The 24924-nt window shown below is 67.3% G+C and carries 19 protein-coding genes; 14 read left to right on the plus strand and 5 right to left on the minus strand.

What is annotated here, in order from left to right:
* Positions 1–5: 5 nt before the first annotated feature.
* Entirely contained in the window at positions 6–971 is a 966-nt protein-coding gene (coaA, locus tag FBY30_RS12415; protein WP_142133124.1) for a type I pantothenate kinase, read from the minus strand.
* A gap of 131 nt (positions 972–1102) precedes the next feature.
* Between coaA and glmS the strand changes: the two genes are divergently transcribed.
* The 8 genes from glmS to FBY30_RS12455 all read left to right on the plus strand — a co-directional run bounded on the left by glmS (position 1103) and on the right by FBY30_RS12455 (position 13891).
* The gene (gene glmS / locus FBY30_RS12420) at positions 1103–2995 is read left to right on the plus strand and encodes a glutamine--fructose-6-phosphate transaminase (isomerizing) (protein WP_142133125.1); all 1893 of its coding nucleotides are present in this window, start codon (positions 1103–1105) and stop codon (positions 2993–2995) included.
* Between the two features lie 141 nt (positions 2996–3136).
* Positions 3137–3484 carry a holo-ACP synthase gene (locus FBY30_RS12425; protein WP_141942574.1) on the plus strand — a complete coding sequence of 116 codons (348 nt, stop codon included), beginning with the start codon at positions 3137–3139 and terminating at the stop codon, positions 3482–3484.
* Between the two features lie 14 nt (positions 3485–3498).
* The gene (locus tag FBY30_RS12430) at positions 3499–5082 is read left to right on the plus strand and encodes an NAD(P)H-hydrate epimerase (protein ID WP_142133126.1); all 1584 of its coding nucleotides are present in this window, start codon (positions 3499–3501) and stop codon (positions 5080–5082) included.
* A gap of 69 nt (positions 5083–5151) precedes the next feature.
* The gene (gene glgX, locus FBY30_RS12435; RefSeq protein WP_142133127.1) at positions 5152–7410 is read left to right on the plus strand and encodes a glycogen debranching protein GlgX; all 2259 of its coding nucleotides are present in this window, start codon (positions 5152–5154) and stop codon (positions 7408–7410) included.
* Positions 7407–9734 (plus strand): malto-oligosyltrehalose synthase, encoded by a 2328-nt coding sequence (gene treY / locus FBY30_RS12440; protein WP_142133128.1) that lies wholly within the window; start codon positions 7407–7409, stop codon positions 9732–9734. The genes glgX and treY overlap by 4 nt, the downstream gene beginning before the upstream one ends.
* Positions 9731–11500: a malto-oligosyltrehalose trehalohydrolase gene (treZ, locus tag FBY30_RS12445; protein ID WP_142133129.1), complete on the plus strand. Its 1770-nt coding sequence runs from the start codon at positions 9731–9733 to the stop codon at positions 11498–11500. The genes treY and treZ overlap by 4 nt, the downstream gene beginning before the upstream one ends.
* Positions 11501–11601: 101 nt before the next feature.
* Positions 11602–12642 (plus strand): L-glyceraldehyde 3-phosphate reductase, encoded by a 1041-nt coding sequence (gene mgrA, locus FBY30_RS12450; protein ID WP_142133130.1) that lies wholly within the window; start codon positions 11602–11604, stop codon positions 12640–12642.
* A gap of 163 nt (positions 12643–12805) precedes the next feature.
* Entirely contained in the window at positions 12806–13891 is a 1086-nt protein-coding gene (locus FBY30_RS12455; protein WP_142133131.1) for an inositol-3-phosphate synthase, read from the plus strand.
* Between the two features lie 85 nt (positions 13892–13976).
* Here the strand turns inward: FBY30_RS12455 and FBY30_RS12460 are convergent, their stop codons facing one another.
* The 4 genes from FBY30_RS12460 to FBY30_RS12475 form a co-directional block, all read right to left on the minus strand.
* Complete coding sequence (locus FBY30_RS12460; protein WP_142133132.1) at positions 13977–14894, minus strand: hypothetical protein; 918 nt, start codon at positions 14892–14894, stop codon at positions 13977–13979.
* A gap of 124 nt (positions 14895–15018) precedes the next feature.
* Positions 15019–16695, minus strand: a complete 1677-nt coding sequence (locus FBY30_RS12465) for a formate--tetrahydrofolate ligase (protein WP_142133133.1) — start codon at positions 16693–16695, stop codon at positions 15019–15021.
* Positions 16696–16773: 78 nt separating this feature from the next.
* The gene (gene mshA, locus FBY30_RS12470) at positions 16774–18039 is read right to left on the minus strand and encodes a D-inositol-3-phosphate glycosyltransferase (protein ID WP_142133134.1); all 1266 of its coding nucleotides are present in this window, start codon (positions 18037–18039) and stop codon (positions 16774–16776) included.
* Between the two features lie 64 nt (positions 18040–18103).
* Positions 18104–19543, minus strand: a complete 1440-nt coding sequence (locus tag FBY30_RS12475) for a family 4 glycosyl hydrolase (RefSeq protein WP_142133135.1) — start codon at positions 19541–19543, stop codon at positions 18104–18106.
* 90 nt (positions 19544–19633) lie between these two features.
* Between FBY30_RS12475 and FBY30_RS12480 the strand changes: the two genes are divergently transcribed.
* Genes FBY30_RS12480 through tsaD form a run of 6 tightly spaced genes read left to right on the plus strand, consistent with a single transcriptional unit; the run spans position 19634 to position 24887 of the window.
* The gene (locus tag FBY30_RS12480; RefSeq protein ID WP_142133136.1) at positions 19634–20725 is read left to right on the plus strand and encodes a carbohydrate kinase family protein; all 1092 of its coding nucleotides are present in this window, start codon (positions 19634–19636) and stop codon (positions 20723–20725) included.
* 56 nt (positions 20726–20781) lie between these two features.
* The gene (gene alr, locus FBY30_RS12485; RefSeq protein ID WP_142133137.1) at positions 20782–22020 is read left to right on the plus strand and encodes an alanine racemase; all 1239 of its coding nucleotides are present in this window, start codon (positions 20782–20784) and stop codon (positions 22018–22020) included.
* A complete protein-coding gene (tsaE, locus tag FBY30_RS12490; RefSeq protein ID WP_142133138.1) occupies positions 22017–22619 on the plus strand; it encodes a tRNA (adenosine(37)-N6)-threonylcarbamoyltransferase complex ATPase subunit type 1 TsaE in 603 nt (200 codons plus the stop codon). Before alr ends, tsaE begins: the two co-directional genes overlap by 4 nt.
* Positions 22613–23284, plus strand: coding sequence for a tRNA (adenosine(37)-N6)-threonylcarbamoyltransferase complex dimerization subunit type 1 TsaB (gene tsaB / locus FBY30_RS12495; protein ID WP_142133139.1), 672 nt, complete (start codon positions 22613–22615; stop codon positions 23282–23284). Before tsaE ends, tsaB begins: the two co-directional genes overlap by 7 nt.
* Before the next feature lie 20 nt (positions 23285–23304).
* Entirely contained in the window at positions 23305–23799 is a 495-nt protein-coding gene (rimI, locus tag FBY30_RS12500) for a ribosomal protein S18-alanine N-acetyltransferase (RefSeq protein ID WP_142135233.1), read from the plus strand.
* Complete coding sequence (gene tsaD / locus FBY30_RS12505) at positions 23796–24887, plus strand: tRNA (adenosine(37)-N6)-threonylcarbamoyltransferase complex transferase subunit TsaD (protein WP_142133140.1); 1092 nt, start codon at positions 23796–23798, stop codon at positions 24885–24887. The genes rimI and tsaD overlap by 4 nt, the downstream gene beginning before the upstream one ends.
* Positions 24888–24924: the final 37 nt, after the last annotated feature.

Genomic DNA, 24924 nt, shown 5'->3' on the forward strand with positions numbered 1-24924 from the left:
CTGTGCTAAACCTTCCGGAGCAGCATACGGCGGATGGAGTGGTCCGCCTCTTTGGTCAGCACCAGCTGGGCCCGGCCCCGCGTGGGAAGCACGTTCTCTTCCAGGTTGGGCTCGTTGATCCGCTTCCAGATGTCCCGGGCGGTGCTCTCGGCTTCCTCATCGGACAGCGTGGCGTAGCGGTGGAAGTAGGACTCCGGCTGTGCAAACGCGGTGCTCCGCAGCTTCCGGAACCGGTCCACGTACCACTCCTCAATGTAGGAGGTCTTGGCGTCCACGTAGATGGAGAAGTCAAAGAAGTCGCTGAGGGCCAGGCCCTGCCGGCCGTCATGCCGGGGCCGTGCCGGGGCCAGCACGTTCAGGCCCTCCACGATGAGCACGTCGGGGCGGCGGACCACCACTTCCTTGCCGGGCACGATGTCGTACGTGACGTGGGAGTACCAGGGTGCGCGCACTTCCTCGGCGCCGCCCTTGATCTCGCTCACGAACCGCAGCAGCGCCCGGCGGTCGTAGGACTCGGGGAAGCCTTTGCGGTCCAGCAGCTGGCGGCGTTTGAGCTCGGCCAGGGGATAGAGGAAACCGTCGGTGGTGATGAGCTCCACGTTGGGGGTGCCGGGCCAGCGGCGCAGCATCTCCCGCAGCACGCGCGCGATGGTGGACTTGCCCACGGCAACGGATCCGGCGACGCCAATGACGAACGGGGTGCGCTGGGTCTGCTCGCCCAGGAACGTGGTGGTGGCCGCGTGCAGCTGCCCCGCCGCCTCGACGTAAAGGTGCAGGAGCCTGGACAGCGGCAGGTAAACGTCCCTGACTTCGTTGATGTCCAGGGGGTCGCCGAGCCCGCGAAGGCGCAGCACGTCCTCTTCATTAAGGGGCTGTTCCATCTGGGCGGCGAGGCGGGACCAGGTGTGCCGGTCCAGCTCCACGAACGGCGAGGCACCCTCCCCGTTCGCGTCGTTGCGTTGCGAAGTCACCTAAAGATTCTGCCCCGCGCCCGGCCCATCGCGAAATGACGCCCCTGCTCAGCGCGGCGTAGGTCGCAGGCGTACGGCAGCGGGGCCAGCCGGTTTAGAGCAACAGGCACGCTGCCGATAGTCTTGAGCCTATGTGTGGAATCGTGGGGTATGTAGGCCGTTCAGTTGACGGTGCAATTAATGGTCACAGTGCGTTGGACGTTGTCCTTGAGGGACTGCGCCGCCTGGAGTACCGCGGTTATGACTCTGCCGGTGTGGCTGTGGTGTCTGATGGCACCATTGAGGCGCGTAAGAAGTCCGGAAAGCTGAGCAACCTGATTGGTGAGCTGGAGGCCCGGCCGCTGCCGGAGACCCTGACCGGGATCGGGCACACCCGGTGGGCGACGCACGGCGGCCCGACGGACCGCAACGCGCACCCGCACCTGGCTGATGGCGGCAAGCTCGCCGTGATCCACAACGGCATTATCGAGAACTTCGCCGAACTCAAGCAGGAGCTGCTGGAGAAGGGCGTGACGTTCTTGTCCGAGACGGACACCGAGGTCGCTGCCGCGCTGCTGGCGGACATCCTGCGCAACCAGCTGGGCGGGGACCCCGCCAACGGTGGCCTGACCCGCGCCATGGAGCTGGCCTGCCAGCGCCTGGAGGGCGCCTTCACCCTGCTGGCCGTGCACGCAGACCAGCCCGACGTCGTCGTGGCCGCCCGCCGCAACTCACCCCTGGTGGTGGGCCTGGGCGAGGGGGAAAACTTCCTGGGCTCGGACGTGTCCGGGTTCATCGATTACACCCGCCGCGCCGTGGAACTGGGCCAGGACCAGATCGTGACAATCACCGCTGATTCGGTGGCGATCACCGATTTCTTCGGCAACCCGGCGCAGGGCAAGGAATACCACGTGGACTGGGACCCGGCCTCGGCGGAAAAGGGCGGTTTCTCCTCGTTCATGGAGAAGGAAATCCATGACCAGCCCGACGCCGTGGCGCAGACCCTGCTGGGCCGGTCGGACCTGGACGGCAAGCTGACCCTGGATGAGCTGCGGATCGATCCGGAGCTGTTGAAGCAGGTCAACAAGATCATCGTGCTGGCCTGCGGCACCGCCGCCTACGCCGGCACGGTGGCGAAGTACGCGATCGAGAACTGGTGCCGGATCCCCACCGAGGTGGAGCTCGCGCACGAGTTCCGCTACCGGGACCCGATCCTGGACGAGAACACCCTGGTGGTCTCCATCTCCCAGTCCGGGGAGACCATGGACACCCTGATGGCCGTCCGCTACGCCCGGGAACAGGGCGCGAAGACCATCTCGATCTGCAACACCAACGGCTCCACCATCCCGCGTGAATCCGACGCCGTGCTGTACACGCACGCCGGCCCGGAGATCGCGGTGGCCTCCACCAAGGCGTTCCTGGCCCAGATCACCGCCGCGTACCTGCTGGGCCTGTACCTGGCACAGCTGCGCGGGAACATCTTCACCGGGCAGATCAAGGACGTCCTGGCGGACCTGAACAAGATCCCCGCCAAAATCCAGACCATCCTGGACAACGCCGGACCGCTGCGGGAACTGGCCCGGTCCATGGCGGACGAGAAGTCCGTGCTGTTCCTGGGCCGACACGTGGGCTACCCCGTGGCCCTGGAAGGTGCGCTGAAGCTCAAGGAAATCGCGTACATCCACGCCGAAGGGTTCGCCGCCGGTGAGCTCAAGCACGGCCCCATCGCCCTGATCGATGAAGGCCAGCCGGTGTTCGTGGTGGTCCCGTCCCCGCGCGGGCGCGACTCGCTGCACTCCAAGGTGGTCTCCAACATCCAGGAAGTCCGCGCCCGCGGCGCCCGGACCCTGGTCATCGCCGAGGAAGGCGACGAAGCCGTCAAGGCCTACGCCGAGTACGTCTTCTACGTCCCCGAAACCCCCACCCTGCTCATGCCCCTGCTCACCACCGTCCCGCTGCAGATCTTCGCCGCGGAACTCGCAGCAGCCAAGGGCTACGACGTGGACCAGCCCCGCAACCTCGCCAAGAGCGTCACCGTCGAGTAATTGCTGTGAGACGCAAACCCCGGGCCCCCAACGGCCCGGGGTTTGCGCGTTAAAGTCCAGCTTTTGCGCTGATGGCGGACAGCGGCGGCCAGCGGCGTGGACCGGCTTCCGGCAGAGGGGTGCAACCGTAGAATGAACCGCATGATCGTTGGCATTGGGGTAGACGTAGTAGACATTGAGCGGTTCGGCCGCCAGCTGGAGCGGACGCCGGGCCTGAGGGACCGCCTGTTCGTACCTGCGGAACGGGACCTGAACACCCGCTCCCTGGCTGCCCGTTTCGCCGCGAAGGAAGCCGTGGCAAAGGTGCTGGGCGCCCCTGCCGGCATGAACTGGCAGGACTGCTGGATCGGCCTGGACCAGAACGGGCCCACCGTCCAGGTGAAGGGCACCGTCCTGGCTGTAGCCGAGGCCAAGGGCGTCAAGCGCTGGCACCTGTCCATCAGCCACGACGGCGGCATTGCCACTGCTACGGTCCTGGCCGAGGGCTGATACGGGCGGCCGCCATGATCAGCGCCTACACCGGAACGCAGGTCCGCGCAGCCGAGGAACCCCTCCTGGCCGCCGGTCTGGGGGACACGCTCATGCAGCGCGCCGCGCACGGGCTGGCCAACGCCGTCGCCCATGAGCTCAAGGACAGCGGCACCCGCCTGAACGGTGCCCGCGTCGTGGTGCTGGTGGGCAAAGGCAACAACGGCGGGGACGGCTTGTATGCCGCCGCTTTCCTCGCGGCCCGTGGGATGCGCACGACGGCGGTACTCACCGGAGATGCGGCCCACCCGGCTGGCTTGGCCGCATTTGAGCGCGCCGGCGGCAGGATGCACCGGCTCACTGAAGCGGCACTTCCGGAACTGGCCGCCGAAGCCGCCGCGGCCGACGTCGTGATTGACGCCGTCCTGGGGACCGGCGCCAAGGGCGGGCTGCGGGGGAGCGCTGCAGACCTCATGCAGGCCATCGCGGACGCACACCGCCCCGGCTTTGTGGTGGCCTGCGACCTTCCCAGCGGAGTGGACGCCGATACCGGCGAGGCTTCCGTCCCGGTCCTGCCGGCCGATCTGACAGTCACGTTCGGCGGCGCAAAGTCAGGGTTGCTGGCCGATCCCGGTGCCGATTACGCCGGCCGCGTCCTGGTGGTGCCGATCGGGATCGAGGAGCACCTGCCGCAGCCCACGCTGCGCCGCCTCGAGGACCCCGACCTCGAGCGCCTCCTGCCGCACCCGGCCCGGCGCGCCCAGAAGTACTCCCGCGGCGTGCTGGGCGTGGTGGCCGGATCCGAGGACTACCCCGGCGCCGCAGTGCTCGCCTGCCGCGGCGCGCTTGCCGCGGGGGTGGGCATGGTCCGGTACCTTGGGCCGCCGTCCGTAGCCGACCTGGTCCGTCAGTCCTGCCCCGAGGTTGTCTGCAGCACCGGGACCGTGGCCGAAAACCGGGTGCAGGCCTGGCTGGTGGGCTCCGGCCTCGGACCGCACGACCACGAACAGCTGACCCGTGCACGGGACGCCATTGCGTCGGACCTTCCGGTCGTGGCCGACGCCGGTGCGCTGCCGGCACTGCCTGCCATCCTGGCCCCGCATGTGGTGCTGACCCCGCACGCCGGTGAGCTCGCGTCGCTGTTCCACCGGCTGGGCCGCGGGGAGGACCGGGAGTCGGTGGAAGCCGCAACGCTCGCTGCCGTCCGCCATGCGGCTGACCGCACCGGGGCCACCGTGCTGCTCAAGGGCGCCACGACGCTCGTGGCTGCACCCTGGGGCACCACCTACAGCCAGGTGGACGGCACGCCGTGGCTTGCCACTGCCGGCAGTGGGGACGTCCTGGCCGGCGTCATTGGTGCGCTGCTCGCCCAGGCAGGGTCCGACGTCGGCCGCTTCCGTCAGCTGGGCGTTGAACCGGAGGGGCGGTGGGCCGCCATCGCCGCACTTGGCGCGGCACTGCACGGCCAGGCGGGGAGGGCCGCATCGGAGGCCGTATCCGGCGGCCCGATCACCGCAGGCCGCGTTGCGGATGCCCTACCCGAAATTTGGGGTAAAGTCAGCATGCTTAGTAACTATGGAGCGTGGAAACGTAATAGTCACAGCCAACCACTACGGTAGGCATTAGTTCGCACCAGCAGTAGGGGCGTTCAAATGCCGTCTGCTGCTGACCAATAAATGAGGAGCACGATGGAAGTCTGGCCTGGAAATGCCTACCCGCTGGGAGCTACCTTTGACGGCACCGGCACCAATTTCGCACTGTTCAGCGAACGGGCAGAGCGGGTTGAACTCTGCCTCCTGGCCGATGACCTGACCGAGACCCGGATCGAGCTGACCGAGGTGGACGGCTACGTGTGGCACTGCTACCTGCCGCACATCCAGCCCGGCCAGAAGTACGGCTACCGCGTGCACGGACCCTACGATCCGGCAAGCGGCAACCGCTTCAACCCCAACAAGCTGCTGATGGACCCCTACGCCAAGGCCATCCAGGGGCAGATCGACTGGGATCCCGCGCTCTTCTCCTACGAGTTCGGCGACCCCGATTCCCGCAACGACGCCGACTCCGCGCCGCACACCATGCACGGCGTTGTGATCAACCCGTTCTTCGAGTGGGATGGCGACCGCCAGCTGAAGATCCCCTACCACCAGTCGGTCATCTACGAAGCCCACGTCAAGGGCCTCACCGAACTGCACCCGGAGATCCCCGAAGAGCAGCGCGGCACCTACGCGGGCGTGGCACACCCGGCAGTGATCGAGCACATGAAGAAGCTCGGCGTCACCGCCATCGAGCTCATGCCCGTCCACCAGTTCGTCAACGACGGCACCCTGGTGGAGAAGGGCCTCAACAACTACTGGGGCTACAACACCATCGGCTTCTTCGCGCCGCAGAACACCTACAGCGCCACCGGCGACGTGGGACACCAGGTCCAGGAATTCAAGGCCATGGTCCGCGACCTGCACCGTGCGGGCATCGAAGTGATCCTCGACGTCGTCTACAACCACACCGCCGAAGGCAACCACCTGGGCCCCACGCTGTCCTTCAAGGGCATCGACAACCAGGCCTACTACCGCCTGGTGGACAACGACTGCAAGCACTACATGGACTACACCGGCACCGGCAACTCGCTGAACGTCCGCCACCCGCACTCCCTGCAGCTGCTCATGGATTCCCTGCGCTACTGGGTCACCGAGATGCACGTGGACGGCTTCCGCTTCGACCTCGCCTCCACCCTGGCCCGTGAGTTCTACGACGTGGACAAGCTCTCCACCTTCTTCGAACTCATCCAGCAGGACCCCGTAGTTTCCCAGGTCAAGTTGATCGCCGAGCCGTGGGACGTTGGCCCGGGCGGCTACCAGGTGGGCAACTTCCCGCCACAGTGGACGGAATGGAACGGCAAGTTCCGCGACACCGTCCGTGACTTCTGGCGCGGCGAGCCCTCCACCCTGGGCGAGTTCGCGTCCCGCCTCACCGGCTCCGCCGACCTGTACGAAAGCTCGGCCCGCCGCCCGGTGGCGTCGATCAACTTCGTCACCGCTCACGACGGCTTCACGATGCGGGACCTGGTGTCCTACAACGAGAAGCACAACGAAGCCAACGGCGAAGGCAACAACGACGGCGAATCGCACAACCGCTCCTGGAACTGCGGCGTGGAAGGCGATACGGACGACGAGAAGGTATTGGCACTCCGCGCCCGCCAGCAGCGCAACTTCATCGGTACGCTGCTGCTCTCCCAGGGCGTTCCCATGCTGCTGCACGGCGATGAACTCGGCCGCACGCAGCAGGGCAACAACAACACCTACTGCCAGGACTCCGAGCTCAGCTGGATCCACTGGGAGGCCATGGACCAGCCGCTGGTTGAGTTCACCGCCTTCGTGAACAAGCTCCGCCACGACCACCCCACGTTCCGCCGCAGCCGCTTCTTCGACGGCCGCCCGGTCCGCCGTGGCGAAGGCGAGAAGCTGCCGGACATCGTCTGGCTGAAGACCGACGGCACCGAAATGCTGCCGGAGGACTGGGGGAGCGGCTTTGGCCGGACCATCGGCGTGTTCTACAACGGTGACGGCATCCAGGAACAGGATTCCCGCGGCCGCAGGATCACCGATGACAGCTTCATCATGGCCTTCAACGCGCACGACGACGCCGTGGACTTCTGCCTTCCGTCCGAGGAGTACTCGCAGTACTGGGAGGTCCAGTTCGACACCGCCGCCCAGGCAGACGACTACGAGCCGCTCAAGGCCGGTGCCACGCTGAAGCTGGACGCGAAGTCCATGGTGGTCCTGCGCGCCTACTCCGGCCCGGAGGAAGAGGTTGACTATTCCGCAGCCGCCTCGATCGCGTCCATGGCCGAGCAGGAGGAAGCCCAGGAGGAGATGGTGGAAGCCCAGACCAAGGCGGCAGAAGCAAGCGAGGCAAGGGCAACGGGCGCCGACGAGGAAGCCAAGGCATGAGGACCCCGGTCTCCACTTACCGCTTCCAGATCCGCAGCAGCTTCACCCTCTTCGACGCCGCGGACAAGGTCCCGTACCTGAAGGACCTCGGCGTCGACTGGGTGTACCTGTCGCCCATCCTCACCGCGGAAAAGGGCTCGGACCACGGCTACGACGTGACCGATCCTTCCGCCGTGGACCCGGACCGCGGCGGACCGGAAGGCCTCCTGGCCCTGTCCAAGGCGGCCCGCGAACACGGCATGGGCGTCCTGGTGGACATCGTGCCCAACCACGTGGGCGTCGCCACCCCCGTGCAGAACCCCTGGTGGTGGTCCCTGCTCAAGGAGGGCCGCGAGTCACCTTACGCTGAAGCGTTCGACGTCGACTGGGAGCTGGGCGGCGGAAAGGTCCGGCTGCCCATGCTGGGCTCGGACGACGACCTGGACAAGCTGGAGGTCAAGGACGGCGAACTCCGCTACTACGACCACCGCTTCCCGCTGGCCGAGGGCACGTACAGCGAAGGTGACTCCCCGCAGGACGTGCACAGCCGCCAGCACTACCAGCTGATGGACTGGCGCCGGGCGGATGCCGAGCTGAACTACCGGCGTTTCTTCGCGGTCACCACGCTGGCCGGCATCCGGGTGGAGGAGCCTTCCGTCTTCGAGAAGGCCCATGCCGAGGTGGGCCGCTGGTTCACCGAAGGCCTGGTGGACGGGCTCCGCGTGGACCACCCGGACGGCCTGGCCGATCCCGCGGGCTACCTCCGCTGGCTCAAGGACCTCAGCGGTGGCGCGTACGTCCTGGTGGAGAAGATCCTGGAGCCGGGCGAAGTGCTGCCGCAGGACTTTGCCTGCGAAGGGACCACCGGCTACGACGCACTGGCGGACGTGGACCGGGTCTTCGTTGACCCGGCAGGGCAGCAGGCGCTGGACGCGCTGGATGCCTCCCTGAGGGGTACCTCCGAGCCCGCCGATTACGCCGAAATGATCCGCGGCACCAAGCGCATGATTGCCGACGGCATCCTGCGCTCCGAGGTGCTGCGGTTGGCCCGGCTGGTTCCCGAGTCCCACGGGATCACGGTGGACCAGGCAGCCGACGCCATCGCCGAGATCATCGCGTCCTTCCCGGTCTACCGGTCCTACCTGCCAGTGGGAGCCGACGTCCTCAAGGAGGCATGCGAGTCCGCCGCGGCGCACCGGCCGGACCTCGAAGTAGCGGTGGGAACCCTCCTTCCGCTGCTGCTGGACCCGGCCAATCCCATCGCCATCCGCTTCCAGCAGACCTCCGGCATGGTCATGGCCAAGGGCGTGGAGGACACCGCGTTCTACCGTTACACCCGTCTGGGCACGCTGACCGAAGTGGGTGCCGAACCCACCGAGTTCGCAGTGTCCCCGGAGGAATTCCACCAGCGGATGGAGCGCCGCCAGCAGGAGCTGCCGCTGTCCATGACCACCCTGTCCACCCACGACACCAAGCGCAGCGAGGACGCCCGGGCACGGATCTCGGTCATCGCCGAGCTGCCGGAGGAGTGGGCGGAAACGCTGGCGGAGCTGCGTAAACTGGCGCCGATCCCGGACGGCCCGTACGAGAACCTGCTGTGGCAGGCGATCGTCGGCGCCTGGCCGGCAAGCCGGGAACGCCTGCAGGGTTACGCCGAAAAGGCGGCCCGGGAGGCCGGCAACTCCACCAAGTGGACCGACCCCAACGAGGACTTCGAGTCCAGGGTGCAGTCCGCCGTCGACGCAGTCTTCGACGACGCCACGGTCGCCAAGGTGGTCACGGACTTCGTGGCCCGGATCGACGCCTTCTCCGCGGCCAACTCGGTTTCCGCCAAGCTGGTCCAGCTGACCATGCCCGGCGTGCCGGATGTGTACCAGGGCAGTGAGTTCTGGGAACGCTCGCTCACGGACCCGGACAACCGGCGGCCCGTGGACTTCGATGCGCGCCAGGAGGCACTGGCAAAGCTCGACGCCGGCGAGTTGCCGGACGCGGGCACAGAGGCCAGCAAGCTTCTGGCCACCTCGCGGGCACTGCGCCTGCGCCGGGACCGGCCGGAGCTGTTCCAGGGATACTCGCCCGTGACCGCCACCGGCGCCGCCGCGGAGCACCTGCTCGCGTTCAGCCGCGGAACGGACGCTTTCTCCGGTGCCCTCACACTGGCCACCCGGCTCCCCGCCGGACTGCAGGCCGGGGGCGGATGGCGGGACACCGCCGTCGTCCTTTCCACTGCCATGCGCGACGAACTCACTGGGGCCAGCTACGGACCCGGCCAGGTTTCGGTCGCGGAGGTGCTGGGTACCTACCCGGTGGCCCTGCTGGCACCTGTGGATGGAGAAAAGGCATGACCCTGGTCAACGTTGGACCCGAACGCTTCGATGTGTGGGCGCCGGACGTTTCGTCGGTGGTGTTGTTGGCCGACGGCCGGCAATACCCCATGCAGAAGAAGGAAACGGCGCCCGGCTCCGAAGGATGGTGGACGGCGCCCGACGCCCCTGCGGACGGCGACGTGGACTACGGCTATCTGCTGGACGGGGACACCACCCCCGTCCCGGACCCCCGCTCCCGCCGGCTGCCCGCCGGCGTCCACGAGCAGTCCAGGACCTACGACCCCGCGGCCTACGCGTGGAAGGATGCCGGGTGGCGCGGCAAGGACCTGCAGGGAGCCGTCATCTACGAGCTCCACGTGGGCACCTTCACGCCCGAAGGAACCCTCGACGCAGCGGCGGAGAAGCTGGGCTACCTGGTGGACCTGGGCATCGACTTCATCGAGCTGCTGCCGGTCAATGGCTTTAACGGCACCCACAACTGGGGCTACGACGGCGTCCAGTGGTACACCGTGCATGAAGGCTATGGCGGGCCTGCTGCGTACCAGCGGTTTGTCGACGTCGCCCACGCCGCAGGACTCGGCGTCATCCAGGACGTGGTGTACAACCACCTGGGTCCCAGCGGGAACTACCTCCCCAAGTTCGGCCCGTACCTGAAACAGGGCGACGCCAACACCTGGGGCGATTCGGTGAACCTGGACGGACCCGGCTCCGACGTGGTGCGGGAATACATCCTGGACAACGCCGCCCTGTGGCTGCGCGACTACCACGTGGACGGGCTCCGGCTCGATGCCGTGCACGCGCTGCGGGACGAGCGGGCCGTGCACATCCTGGAGGAGCTGGGGGCCCTGGGCGACGCCGTTTCGGCTGAGACCGGGCTGCCCAAGACCCTCATCGCGGAATCGGACCTTAACAACCCGCGCCTGATCTACCCCCGGGACGTCAACGGGTACGGGCTGGAAGGGCAGTGGAGCGACGATTTCCACCATGCGGTGCACGTCAGCGTCAGCGGCGAAACGACGGGCTACTACTCGGATTTCGAGTCCCTCGCTGTACTGGCCAAGGTGTTGAAGGACGGGTTCCTGCACGACGGCAGCTACTCGAGCTTCCGCGGCCGGCACCACGGCCGGCCCATCAACGCCTCGTTGGTGCACCCGGCTGCACTGGTGGTGTGCAACCAGAACCACGACCAGATCGGCAACCGGGCCACGGGGGACAGGCTCTCGCAGTCGCTGTCCTACGGGCAGCTGGCCGTGGCCGCGGTGCTCACGCTGACCTCACCGTTCACCCCAATGCTGTTTATGGGTGAGGAATACGGAGCCTCCACGCCGTGGCAGTTCTTCACCTCGCACCCTGAACCGGAGCTCGGAAAGGCCACCGCGGAAGGGCGCATCAAGGAATTCGAGCGCATGGGGTGGGATCCCGCCGTCGTGCCTGATCCGCAGGACCCGGAAACTTTCAAGCGGTCCAAGCTGGACTGGTCGGAGGCCGCCACGGGTGACCATGCGCGGCTGCTGGAGCTGTACAAGTCGCTGACGGCGCTGCGGCGCCAGCATCCGGACCTGGCGGGTCTCGGCTTTGGCGAGACGGAGGTTTCGTTCGACGACGACGCCGGCTGGCTGCGCTTCCGGCGCGGCTCCGTTGAGGTGCTGGTGAACCTCACGGACGCCAAGGTCCGGCTGGACGATGCGGCCGGCGACCTCCTTTTGGCCACGGACGAGGGGAGCGCCCTGGACGGCGGGTCCCTCGCCCTGGCGCCGTGGAGTGCGGCGATCCTCAAGTCCTGAATCGAGAGTTACGCCGGGGGCCTGCGCCTCCGGCGTAACGTTTCTTCTTAGCGCTAACAACCTCCCGTGTAGCGCGGGTCACAACTGGCAGGATGGAACGTATGACTTACATTGCAGCGGACAACCGCTACGAATCCATGCCCTACCGCCGGGTGGGCCGCAGCGGCCTCAAGCTCCCGGCCATCTCCCTGGGCCTGTGGCACAACTTCGGCGACGACAAGCGCTTCGAGGAACAGCGCGACATCCTCCGCCGTGCCTTCGACCTCGGGGTGAACCACTTCGACCTCGCCAACAACTACGGGCCGCCGGACGGGTCCGCGGAAACGAACTTTGGCCGGCACCTCAAGGACGACTTCAAGCCGTACCGGGATGAACTGGTGATCTCCACCAAGGCCGGCTACTACATGTGGCCCGGTCCGTACGGCGAATGGGGATCCCGCAAATACCTAATCTCCAGCCTGGACCAGTCGCTGCAGCGCATGGGCCTGGACTACGTGGACATCTTCTACAGCCACCGGCCCGATCCCGAAACACCCATGGAGGAAACCATGGGCGCCCTGGACTACGCCGTCCGCTCCGGCAAGGCCCTGTACGCCGGCATCTCCTCCTATACCCCGGAGCAGACCCTCGATGCCGCCCGGATCCTCAAGGAACTCGGCACGCCGCTGCTGATCCACCAGCCCAGCTACTCCATGCTCAACCGCTGGACCGAAGACGGATCACCCAACCTGTACGAGGTGCTGGACCAGGTCGGGGCCGGATCCATCGCCTTCTCGCCCCTGGCACAGGGAATGCTCACGGACCGCTACCTCCACGGCATTCCCGCCGACTCGCGTGCCGCCAAGGCCCGCTTCCTCTCCGAAGAGTCCATCACCGAGGAGAAACTGGACCGGGTCCGCGGGCTGCGGAAGATCGCCGAAGGCCGCGGACAGACACTGGCCCAGATGGCCATCGCCTGGATCCTGCGTGACCAGCCCAAGGGCTCGCCCGTCACGTCCGCCTTGATCGGCGCCTCCAGCGTCCGGCAGTTGGAGGACAGCCTGTCCGCCATCAACAACCTCGGCTTCTCTGATGACGAACTGACAGCAATCGACGAATTCGCAGTGGAGTCGGACATTAACCTCTGGAAGCAGAACGCCTGACGGGCTTTGTTTTCATTACACAGCGGGACCGGCGGAACAACTGCCGGTCCCGCTGTGTTGGGTAGTATGAAAAGGCGCCGCGCGGCGCCAAGCCAGCCGGCCGCCGTCGTCCATTCCATGGCGGCAAACCAGGCAGGCTGACGTTTGTCCCCAAAGGAGTTCTGTGTCTTCACATCCCATTCGTGTTGCAATCGTTGGCGTGGGCAACTGCGCCGCCTCGCTGGTGCAGGGCGTCCAGTACTACAAGGACGCCGATCCCGCGGATACTGTTCCGGGCCTCATGCATGTCGAGTTTGGCCCGTACCACGTAGGTGATGTTGAGTTCGTCGCCGCGTTTGACGTGGACGGCAAGAAGGTCGGCGTTGACCTTTCCGATGCCATCTCGGCGAGCGAGAACAACACCATCAAGATCGCCGACGTTCCCCCCACCGGTGTGACGGTCCAGCGCGGCCACACCCTGGACGGGCTGGGGAAGTACTACCTGGAGACCATCGAGCAGTCCACCGAAGAGCCCGTGGACGTGGTCCAGGCCCTGAAGGACGCCAAAGTTGACGTCATGGTCTGCTACCTGCCGGTCGGTTCGCAGGAGGCTGCCGAGTTCTACGCCCAGGCAGCGATCGACGCTGGCGTTGCCTTCGTGAACGCCCTGCCAGTCTTCATCGCCGGTACCAAGGAGTGGGCTGACAAGTTCACCGCCGCCGGTGTGCCCATCGTGGGCGATGACATCAAGAGCCAGATCGGCGCCACCATCACCCACCGCGTTATGGCCAAGCTGTTCGAAGACCGGGGCGTGACCCTGGACCGGACCTACCAGCTGAACGTCGGCGGCAACATGGACTTCAAGAACATGCTGGAACGTGACCGGCTGGAGTCCAAGAAGATCTCCAAGACCCAGGCCGTGACCTCCAACGTTGAGGCTGAACTTGCTGCCAAGGACGTGCACATCGGCCCGTCCGACTACGTCCAGTGGCTCGACGACCGCAAGTGGGCCTTTGTCCGCCTCGAAGGCCGGAACTTCGGCGACGCCCCTGTGTCGCTGGAGTACAAGCTGGAGGTGTGGGATTCCCCGAACTCCGCCGGCGTGATCATCGATGCGATCCGGGCGGCCAAGATTGGCCTGGACCGCGGCATCGGTGGGCCGCTGCTGTCGGCGTCGAGCTACTTCATGAAGTCCCCGCCGGAGCAGTTCAACGACGACCTCGCCCGCGAAAAGGTCGAAGCCTTCATCCGCGGCGACGTGGAGCGCTAACCCTTACAAAACCACCAGGTTGCTCTATCAGTTTTGGTCCCTAAACCTCCCGGTTAGGAACCAAAACTGATAGAGCAACTGGTGTTTAAGGCTCCCGCAGCGCTGCGCGGACCAAACCGGCGGCCCGCCGGAAGTCGTTCGCGCGGTCATCAGCGTTGAATTTGAAGTAGCGCCAGCCGGCGGAGTGGAAGCAGGCGTCCCGGCGGTTGTCGCGGGACTGCTGTTCGCGAGTAAGGTGATGGCCGCCGTCGTACTGTATGGCAATCCGCCGCGCCCGGTACCCGAGGTCGGCAGACGGCGAGTAGGGATCACCGGCAACAATTCTCACCTGCAGCTCGGGTTCAGGCAGCCCTGCATCAACCAGGGCGAGGCGCAGAAAGGTTTCCGGCGCGGAGTCTGCGCCGACGCGGATAAGTTCGACGGCGGCGCGGGCCTTTACGATGCCCTGCATCTTTGGGTGCCGCTTCAGCAGCCCCCGGAGTTCCTGGACCGTCGCCCACGGCGTGGTGCGAAGCTCGAGTCCATCGCGCGGTTGCCGGACCAATTGATCCCCGATCGCTACCGCATGCTCCAAGGGAAGTAGACGGCAAAGGTCCAGCCAGGTCCGGGCCGGCGTCGAGATGTGAACGCCTTCCCAGTCCATCGTCTCGCCTTCGCGTACGAGCACGGTGTGCCCAACCACGCCGTCCCGTCGAACCGGCGGCAGCGCCCGGGTTTTGCTGAGGTGCAGCACCCGGCTGTCCTGGAGCCAGGGCGGAAGCCATAGCCCAAGCAACCTGGCTGCCGTTACGTGCGATATCCACGCTCCGGGAGTCGCCGCGCTGACGGCCCGTGCCATTGCAGGAAGCTCGAAGTCCCAGCCGGCCGGCACATACAGCAGGCGACCGGCCGAAGCCAGATCGGAAGAGCGCAATCGGCCCCGGCTAAGGCTTGCCGCCCGCGCTTCAGCCACCGTGAAGGGAATGGTTTCGAGGTGGGCCGGCAGCGGCGAAACAGGACGCATGGAGATCATTGTTTACCGGACGCCGTCCACCCCGCAGAACTTATCCACACCCCTCATTGCTCTATCAGATATGGTTCCTAAACCCTTGTTTTAGGAGCCATATCTGATAGAGCAACGGGTCGCTTTAGGTGAGGCCTATGGGGTTGCCTTCGGCGTCCACGTCCATCCGCAGTGCGGCCGGGGCGGCGGGGAGGCCCGGCATGGTCATCACGGCGCCGGTCAGGGCCACGATGAAGCCCGCACCCGTCTTCGGCAGCAGGTCCCGGACGTGGATGGTGAATCCCTTGGGCGCGCCGAGGCGGGAGGCATCGTCCGTGAACGAGTACTGCGTTTTGGCCATGCAGACCGGCAGGGAGCCCCAGCCGTTCCGCTCGATGTCGGCCAACCGCTTCAGCGCCGGAACGGAAAAGTCCACGCCGTCGGCGCCGTAGATCTCCTGGGCGATAGTGCGGATCTTGTCCTCCACAGGCAGCTCCAGCGGGTACAGATGCCGGAAACTGCTGGGCGCTTCGACTGCCTGGGCCACCAATGCGGCGAGCTCGTCACCGCCATCGCCCCCGCCGCCGCGGCCCCACACGTCCGCAACGGCCGCCCGCACCCCTTCCGCCGCGCACCAGGCCAGCAGCCAGTCGAGTTCCTCGGGCGAATCGGACGAGAACTGATTGATGGCCACCACCGGCGTGACCCCGAACTTCTCCACGTTGCGCACATGCCTGCGCAGGTTGACCACGCCCGCCTCAAGGGCAGCAACATCCGGGCGGGTCAACTGGTCTTTCGCCACCCCGCCCTGCATCTTCAGGGCACGCAGGGTAGCCACCACCACGACGGCGGACGGGGCCAGGCCGCCGTGCCGCGCCTTGATGTCCATGAACTTCTCGGCCCCCAGGTCCGCCCCGAAACCGGCCTCCGTCACCACGATGTCCGCCAGCTGCCGGGCGGTCTGGGTGGCAATCAGCGAATTGCAGCCGTGCGCGATGTTCGCGAAGGGGCCGCCATGCACCAGGGCCGGCGTACCTGCGATGGTCTGCACCAGGTTCGGCTTGACGGCCTCCTTCAGGAGCAGCGTTAGAGCCCCTTCGACACCCAGGTCCGCAACAGTTACGGGTTTCCGGTCATAGGTGTAACCGAACGTGATGCGGCCCAGCCGGGTGCGCAGGTCTGCCAGGTCCGTGGCCAGGCAGAAAACGGCCATGATCTCCGATGCCACCGTGATGTCGAAACCGTCCTGGCGCGGCACGCCCTGCGTCGGCCCGCCCAAGCCAATGACCACCTCCCGCAGGGACCGGTCGTTCATGTCCAGGACGCGCTTGAACGTCATCCGGCGCGGATCGATGTTCAGCGCGTTGCCCTGGTAAATATGGTTGTCCACCAGTGCCATCAGGGCGTTGTTGGCTGAGGTGATTGCGTGGAAGTCCCCGGTGAAATGCAGGTTGATCTCGTCCATGGGCAGCACCTGCGAATAACCCCCGCCGGTGGCGCCGCCCTTCATGCCCAGCACCGGTCCCAGCGACGGCTCCCGCAGCGCGATCATCACCTCGTGCCCGGCACGGGCCAGCGAGTCCGCCAGCCCAACGGTGGTGGTGGATTTACCCTCTCCGGCCGGGGTGGGCGACATGGCCGAGACCAGCACCACCTTGCCGTGCGGAGCGGGGGCAGCGAGGCGGCCCGGATCGATCTTCGCCTTGTACCGCCCGTACATCTCCAGGGCGTCGGCGTTGACCCCGGCGGCAGCTGCAATGTCCCCAATGGGCTGGATCCGGGCAGCGCGTGCTATTTCAAGATCAGAAGGAAACGCTGACATCCTTGTCCTTTCCTGCACCGGCCCGCGCCGGAGACCTGCCCCTAAGCTAACAGGAGCAGGCCGGAGGACGAAGGAACGTCAGGAAGCGGGAACCACCGGGGCCAGGCGGCGGACTGCAAAGTTGTCGACGGCGGCATGGTAGCTTTCCAGCGTGATGGCGGCAGTGCGCTGCCAGCCGGAGTTCTGCGCACGGATGGCGGCGGCCCGGCCCAGGTCCTCGCGGGTGGCGGGGTCGTCGTACAGGGCCTCCAGTGCGTCGGCCCAGTCTGCAGCGTGGTGGCCGTCCACCAGCAACCCGGTACGGCCATGGAAGATCGCACGCGACAGCCCGCCCACGCGCGTGGCCACCACCGGCGTGCCGCAGGCTTGGGCCTCGAGGGCCACCAGCCCGAAGGATTCGCTGAAGGAAGGCATCACCACAACGTCGGCCGCGCGGAACCAGGACGCAAGCTCAGGCGCCTTGACGGGCGGAAGCTGCGTGACGACGTCGTCCATTCCTGCCTCCTTGATGAGGCAGCGGAGGTTGAACTCCTTGTTGCCGCTCAAGGCACCCAGGATGGTGACGCGCAGGTCGATGTCCGGGCGGCGTTTCCGCAGCAGCGCGGCCGCCTTCACCAGCACCTGCGGACCTTTCAGCCGCTGGATCCGGCCGGCGAAGACGAGGTGGAAGGTGTCCGGGCTGACGCCGTGCTGTGCCCTGGACCGTGCGCGGAATGCCGGGGTGAACGTGGCGAGGTCCACGCCGGGCGGCGCGATATCGATGCGGTCGTAGGTGGCCCCGTAGTGGGAGACGAGCTCGGCGGCCTCGGAGCTGGTGTTGGCGATGAGCCTCGACGCACCCTCCACAATGCGGTGTTCGCCCAGCTCACGCCGCCGCGGCTCCGGCTGCTCGCCGGACTCCAGCAGCAGGTTCTTGACCTTGGCCATGGTGTGCATGGTGTGCACCAGCGGCACGCCCCACAGCTGGGACAGCTCCAGCCCGGCAATCCCGGACACCCAGTAGTGCGAATGGATCACGTCGTAGCGCCCGTGCGGCTGGCGCCGGCGGATCTGCTCGATTTCCGCCACCATGGCGTGCAGCAGCCCGGGGAGCTCCTCCTTGGGGATCTTCCTGGGCGGTCCGGCCAGCACGTTGTGCACGCACACACCGGGATCGGGATGCTCGACGGCGGGCTGGTCAACGGAAGTGGCGCGCGTGAAGATCTCCACCTCAACACCCGCCTCCGCCAGCGCGGACGCCAGCTCGCGGATGTAGACGTTCATTCCGCCGGCATCGCCCGAACCGGGCTGTTCCATGGGGGAGGTGTGGAGGGAGAGCAAAGCGACCCTGCGGATCAGTGCCATGGAACCTCCTTCCGGCCGCCGGCGCGTGTGAGGGGAGCCGGTTCAGTGCGCATTCGGTAAAACACTACTCCTTCCCGTAACGCTCACCGCCCTCCCACATCTTCCCCAGATCCGGAAATGCCTGTTCGTAGCCGGCCAGGAGCTTGCCGGCCAGGCCTGCCGAATCCACCAGCGGATGCCGGGCGAAGGCCGCAAGGGCCGCGGCACGGTCCCCGGTTGTGGCGGCCTGGACCGTGAGTCTTTCCACCTCCTTGACCCGCTGGAGCAGCTCGAGCTGCGCCCCGGCGGGCAGCTGCTGCGGCAGCGGGACGGCACCCGTAGCGGTGACAGTGCAGGGAATTTCGACGACGGCGTCCGCGGGAAGGCCGGGAATGGCGGGTTGGGAAGGGCTTGGCCCGGCCGGGGCCGGTTCAGGTGCCCTCGTTTCCGGGCGGACAGGAGGAGGCAGGGCGTTCCGGGTATTCAGGATCAGCTGGGCCTCCCCACCACCGGCCAGGGCGCGCATGGCGGCCAGCGCCACCCGTTCATACCCGCCACCCGCCAGGTCTTCCTCGGTCCGGCGCTCGCCGTCACGCCGCGCCTCGGCCAGGTACCCCTCCTCCCGCGACCGCCGGGCCTCCTCCCACAGCCGGTAGGCATCAGGCCCTGCAGAGGCCAGCCGCGGATACAGCTCCTGCTGCTGGCCGTGGATGGTCTCCCCACGGGTCTGTGCCATGGCCTGCATCGCCCGCCAGGCGGCGCCCTGTTCGTAGTAGTAATACAGGTACTCGTTGGGCAGCAGCCCCAGCGCGGCCAGGAACGGCTGCGGGAGGAGCCTGCCCTCCTCGAACGTCTGCAGGGCACCGGCGTCAGCCAACAGGCCAGGCAGCACATCCCTCCCGCCGGACTCCAGCCGGTACAGCCAGCCCAGGTGGTTCAGCCCGTAGTAGCCCACGCCGTCGAGCCTTCCCCCAGGCAAGGAGACGCCCGCAGCCCGCGCGGCCCGCTGCACCAGTCCGCCCGCCGAGTCGCAGATGCCGATGACCCTGTGGCCCAGGACAGGGAGGAGCGCCTCCGTAACCATGCCGGCCGGATTGGTGAAGTTGATCAGCCAGGCGTCCGGGCAGTGCTCCCGCATTAGCCGGGCAAGGCCAAGCATGTGCGGAATGGTCCGGAGGGCGTAGGAAATCCCGCCGGCGCCAGTGGTTTCCTGCCCCAGCAGCCCAAGGTCCTGGGCCACCTTCTCATCCGCGATCCGCCCCGCCGTGCCGCCCGGGCGGATCGCGGCAAAAACCATGTCCGTACCGTCCAGGGCAGAGACAAGATCGGTAGTTGCACGTATGGGAAGACGCCCACCCTGGCTGGCGGGCATACTCTGCAGCACCGAGGTGACGGCCTGCAGCCGGGCGGGATCGACGTCGTACAGCACCAGCTCGGTGACCAGCCCGGCAAAGGGCCCGGACACCAAAGCCCGGTATATGAGCGGCACCCGGAAACCCCCGCCGCCGGCGATCATCAGCCGCATGGATGAAGTCTAGGACCGGCCCCTGACAACGTGTCCAGACCGTTCCAAAGCCCCTACCGGAACACGAAGGTGCGGCGTATCCTGCGCACTATGGACGCGATGCCAGCCCGCACCTTCGATCCGCTGGCTGCCGTCCGCCCACACGCGGAGCCGGGATTCGACCTCCTGCTCGCCGGGACCGTTTTCCAGGACATCATCTTCACTGGCCTGCCCCACGGGCCGGAACCAGGTACCGAAATCTGGAGCGATGGCATGGGCAGCTGCCCCGGCGGGGTGGCGAACCAGGCCATCGCCGCCGCCAGGCTGGGACTGCGCACAGGGCTTGCGGCCGCCTTCGGGGACGACGGCTACGGGGACTTCAACTGGAAGATCCTCTCCGGCCAGGAACACGTCGATCTCAGTCTGTCCCGCCGCGTCCCGGGCTGGCACTCGCCGGTCACGGTATCCCTTTGCGTGGACCAGGACCGTTCCCTGGTGACCCACGGGCACTCTGCCCCGGTGACGAACTCCGAACTGATCGGAGACCCGCCCAGCGCGCTCGCCGGCATCGCGGAAGTGGGCTTGGAGTTGGAACCATGGGCCCGGGCTGCGCATTCGGCCGGAGTGAAGCTGTTCGGGGACGTGGGCTGGGACCCCAGCGGGGAATGGGCGCCGGTGCGGCTGGACAACCTGCAGTACTTTTACGCCTTCCTGCCAAACCAGCGCGAAGCCATGGCCTTCACCGGCAAGGACAGCCCGTGGAACGCCCTCTACGCACTGGCTGACCGCGTCCCCGTGGCGGTGGTGACCCTAGGAGCGCAGGGCGCCATGGCAGTGGACTCGGAAACAGGGGAGGAGGAGTGGGTCCCGTCGCTTCCCGTCAAGGCCCATGACCCCACGGGAGCGGGTGACTGCTTTGACGCGGCGTTCATCGTGGGCACCCTTGCCGGCTGGCCGCTGGGGGACAGGCTGCGGTTCGCCAACCTGTGCGCCTCGCTGGCCGTGCAGGAGGTGGGCGGATCCCTGGCAGCGCCGGGCTGGGGCGACATTGCCGACTGGTGGAAACGCGCCAACGCCCGGCCGGAACGGCAGACCAGCCAATGGCTGCGCCGCTTCGGATTCCTGGCGGACATCATCGAGGACGTGCCGCTGGCTGCCCAGCGCCGCGCCTCAGCCACCATCGCGCACCTGTCTGATGCCTGAGCGATGCTGGAGGCCCTGATTATTCGGCGCGAAGTGCCCGCACTAGAATCAATCAGGTGACCTACCCCGCAACGACCGGTGAATTCAGTGCTGCCTCCGGGCCGGACCCCCGCCATGAGCGGTCCGCCGTGATCGACCTGGACGCCATCCGGCACAACGTCCGCCGGCTTGCCGCCGCTGCTTCCCCCGCGAAAGTCATGGCCGTCGTGAAGGCCGATGCATACGGCCATGGCGCCGTACCGGTGGCCCGCGCAGCCCTGCAGGCAGGCGCCTCCTGGCTGGGTGTGGCCCACATTTCCGAGGCCCTCGCGCTGCGCGCCGCCGGCATTGATGCACCGCTGCTGGCCTGGCTGCACACCACGGACAGCAACTTCGGCGCGGCCGTGGCTGCCGGCGTCGACATCGGCTGCTCGGGCTGGGAGCTGGAACGCATCGTTGCCGCGGCACGTGAGCAGGAACGCCCCGCACGTATCCACCTCAAGGTGGACACCGGGCTTGGCCGCAACGGCGCCACCCCTGAGACCTGGGACCGGCTGGTGGGGGAGGCCGTGGAATACCAGGACCAGGGCCTGCTGCGCGTGGTGGGCATCTTCTCCCACCTGGCCGTCGCTGACGAACCGGAGCGGCCCGAAACGGACCAGCAGGTGGCAGCCTTCCGTGAGGCGCTCGCCATCGCCGAGGACGCGGGCGTGGATCTTGAGGTCCGGCACCTGGCCAACACCCCCGCCACGTTGTCCCGACCGGACACCCACTTCGACCTGGTGCGGGTCGGCCTGGGCATTTACGGGCTGTCGCCGTTTGATGGGACCACCTCCGCTGAGCTGGGCCTCCGCCCCGCCATGACGCTGCGCACCCTGGTGTCGCAGTGCAAGCAGGTTCCCGCGGGGCAGGGGGTCTCCTACGGTCTGCACTACCGCACCAGGGAAGCCGGCACCCTCGCGCTCATTCCGCTGGGTTATGCCGACGGCGTCCCCCGCGTCGCCACCGGCGGTCCCGTCCGCGTCGCGGGCAAGACCTACCCCGTGGTGGGGCGGATCGCCATGGACCAGATGGTGATCGACCTGGGGCCGGAAGCATCCGGAGCCGGCCTGCAGGGCACGGAAGCGGAGCTGTTCGGCAGCGGCGCCGACGGGGGGCCCACCGTTGACGACTGGGCGCGCGCAGCCGGAACCATTAACTACGAGGTGGTGACCCGGATCAGCCCCCGCGTCCCCCGCCGTTTTATCAACGAGGACGATCCTGCGGACAACAGCCAGGGCCTGGCGGCCGTCCGCGGCAAGGCGGGAGCGGCATGAGTGCGCCCGGGCAGTTGGCGGCCAACTGGGAAAAGACCTTTACGGCGACGACGGCGGAACAGACCCACGCGTTCGGCGCCCGTTTGGCGGAGGTGCTGCGGGCCGGTGACCTGCTGGTGCTCTCCGGCGAGCTGGGTGCCGGGAAGACCACCTTCACGCAGGGGCTGGGCGAGGGCCTTGGGGTCCGCCCGGGCATCATCTCGCCCACCTTCGTCCTGGTCCGGATCCATCCCAACCTGCCGGACGGTCCGCGTCCCGGCGGCCCGGACCTGGTCCACGTGGACGCCTACCGGCTGGGCTCGGCCGCGGAGATCGACGACATCGACCTTGAAAACACCATGGACTCCTCCGTCACGGTGGTGGAGTGGGGGCACGAACGGGTGGAACACCTGAGCGACAGCCGCCTGGAAATCGACCTGCACCGTGCCATCGGACTGGGTGGTATCGGGCTGGGGAGCACCGGGCTGGGAACCTCCGCGGACCTGGACTTTGACGGCGAGGACACCGACGAACCCCGCACCATCGTGATGCGCGGATACGGGCCCCGGTGGGCAACGGCTCCCGAACTCGGAAGCCCGGAAGGGAGCAACCCGTGCTGATTCTCGCCATTGATACCTCGGCCGTGGCCAGCGCCGCACTTGTGTCGGACGACGCCCCGGAAAGCGTAGTGGCAAGCTTCGCCACGGAAGACACCCGCAGCCACGCGGAAGTGCTCGCCCCGGGCATCCACACCATGATGTCCGAGGCGGGCGTCAAGGGGCAGGACGTCGACGCCATCGTGGTGGGCGTGGGTCCCGGCCCCTTCACCGGGCTGCGTTCGGGCATTGCCACGGCGCGCACCCTGGCTTTCGTCTGGGGTAAGCCCCTGCACGGCGTGATGAGCCTGGATGCCGTGGCTCTTGAAGTTGCCGAATCCACGGCGGCGCCATCCGAGTTCCTGGTGGTCACGGACGCCCGCCGCAAGGAGGTCTACTGGGCCCGCTACAGCCTCAGCGATGCCCAGCTGCCGCAGCTGGAGGACGGTCCGCATGTCGGCTTCGCGGCAGACCTTCCGGACCTGCCCGCCTTCGGCGCAGGCGCCGGGCTCTACGGTGAGACGCTCCAGGCCCACCCGGAGTTCGACGGCGAGCAGCCGGACGCCCTGTACCTTGGCCAGTTCGCCCTCGCGCGTCTCGCCTCCGGACACGCCCTGCTGGACTCCACCCCCCTTTACCTGCGCGAATCCGACGCCCAGGTTCCCGGACCACGGAAGCGGGCACTGTGACCACCATCCCGGACCCCCGCATGGCCGGAATCACCATCCGCGACATGACCCTCGACGACGTGCCCGCCGTCGGCGTTCTCGAACACAAGCTCTTCCCGATTGACGCCTGGCCCGTGCAAATGTTCCTGGACGAGCTCTCCCAGCCTGAGACCCGCCACTACCTAGTGGCGGAGGGCAGCGACGGCATCGTAGGGTACGCCGGCCTGATGTGCATCGAGCCCATCGCGGACGTCCAGACCATCGCGGTCGTCCCCGACTATGAGGGCCGCGGCATCGGCAGCACGCTGCTGACGCACCTGATCGACGAGGCCCGTCAGCGCGGCGCCGCCGATGTCCTGCTCGAAGTCCGTGCCGACAACCCCCGGGCGCAGCAGCTGTATGTGCGGTTCGGCTTCGAACAGATCCACGTCCGGCCGCGCTATTACCGGGACGGCGTGGATGCCCTCATCATGCGCCTCCAGCTGACCGCACCGCACCCCGAAGGCCACGAAGCAACGGAAGCAGGCCAGGCATGAACCGCACCCAGCCCCTGGTACTGGGCATTGAATCATCCTGCGACGAAACCGGCGTAGGCATCGTCCGCGGCACCGAACTCCTGACCAACACGGTTTCTTCCTCCATGGATGAGCACGTCCGCTTCGGCGGAGTCATCCCGGAGATCGCTTCCCGGGCGCACCTTGATGCCTTCGTCCCCACCCTTGAACAGGCCCTGGCGGACGCCGGGGTGACCCTGGAGGAAGTGGACGCCATCGCCGTCACCTCCGGACCCGGGCTTGCCGGCGCGCTGATGGTGGGCGTGTGCGCTGCCAAGGCGCTCGCCGTCGCCACAGGCAAGCCACTGTTTGCGATCAACCACCTGGTGGCGCACGTGGGCGTGGGACTCCTGGACGACCGTGCAAGCGGCCGGAAGCAGGAGCTGCCGGAAAACCTGGGGGCCCTGCTGGTGTCCGGCGGCCACACCGAAATCCTGCGGATCAACAGCATCACCAGCGACGTGGAACTCCTGGGTTCCACCATCGACGATGCCGCCGGCGAGGCCTACGACAAGGTGGCCCGCATCCTGGGACTCGGCTACCCGGGCGGTCCCGCCATCGACAAAATGGCCCGCAACGGGAACCCGAAGGCGATCCGCTTTCCCCGCGGCCTCACCCAGCCCAAGTACATGGGCACTGCGGATGAACCCGGGCCGCACCGCTACGACTGGTCCTTCAGCGGGCTCAAGACGGCGGTTGCCCGGTGCGTGGAGCAGTTCGAAGCCCGGGGGGAAGAGATCCCCGTGGCAGACATCGCGGCGGCGTTCCAGGAGGCCGTGGTGGACGTGATCTCGTCCAAGGCGGTCCTGGCCTGCCGTGAGCACGGCATCAAGGACGTCCTGCTGGGTGGCGGGGTGGCAGCAAACTCGCGCCTGCGGGAACTGACGGGGCAACGTTGCGCCTCTGCCGGCATCCGGCTGCATGTTCCGCCCCTGGACCTGTGCACGGACAACGGCGCCATGGTGGCCGCGCTCGGTGCCCAGCTGGTGATGGCGGGCGTGGCGCCCAGCGGAATCGGGTTTGCCCCGGACTCCTCCATGCCGGTCACCTCGGTGTCCCTCCCGGCCTGACCCTCCAACCCTCAGTTGCTCTATCAGATATGGCTCC

The sequence above is a fragment of the Arthrobacter sp. SLBN-83 genome (assembly GCF_006715285.1).
Classification (GTDB): domain Bacteria; phylum Actinomycetota; class Actinomycetes; order Actinomycetales; family Micrococcaceae; genus Arthrobacter.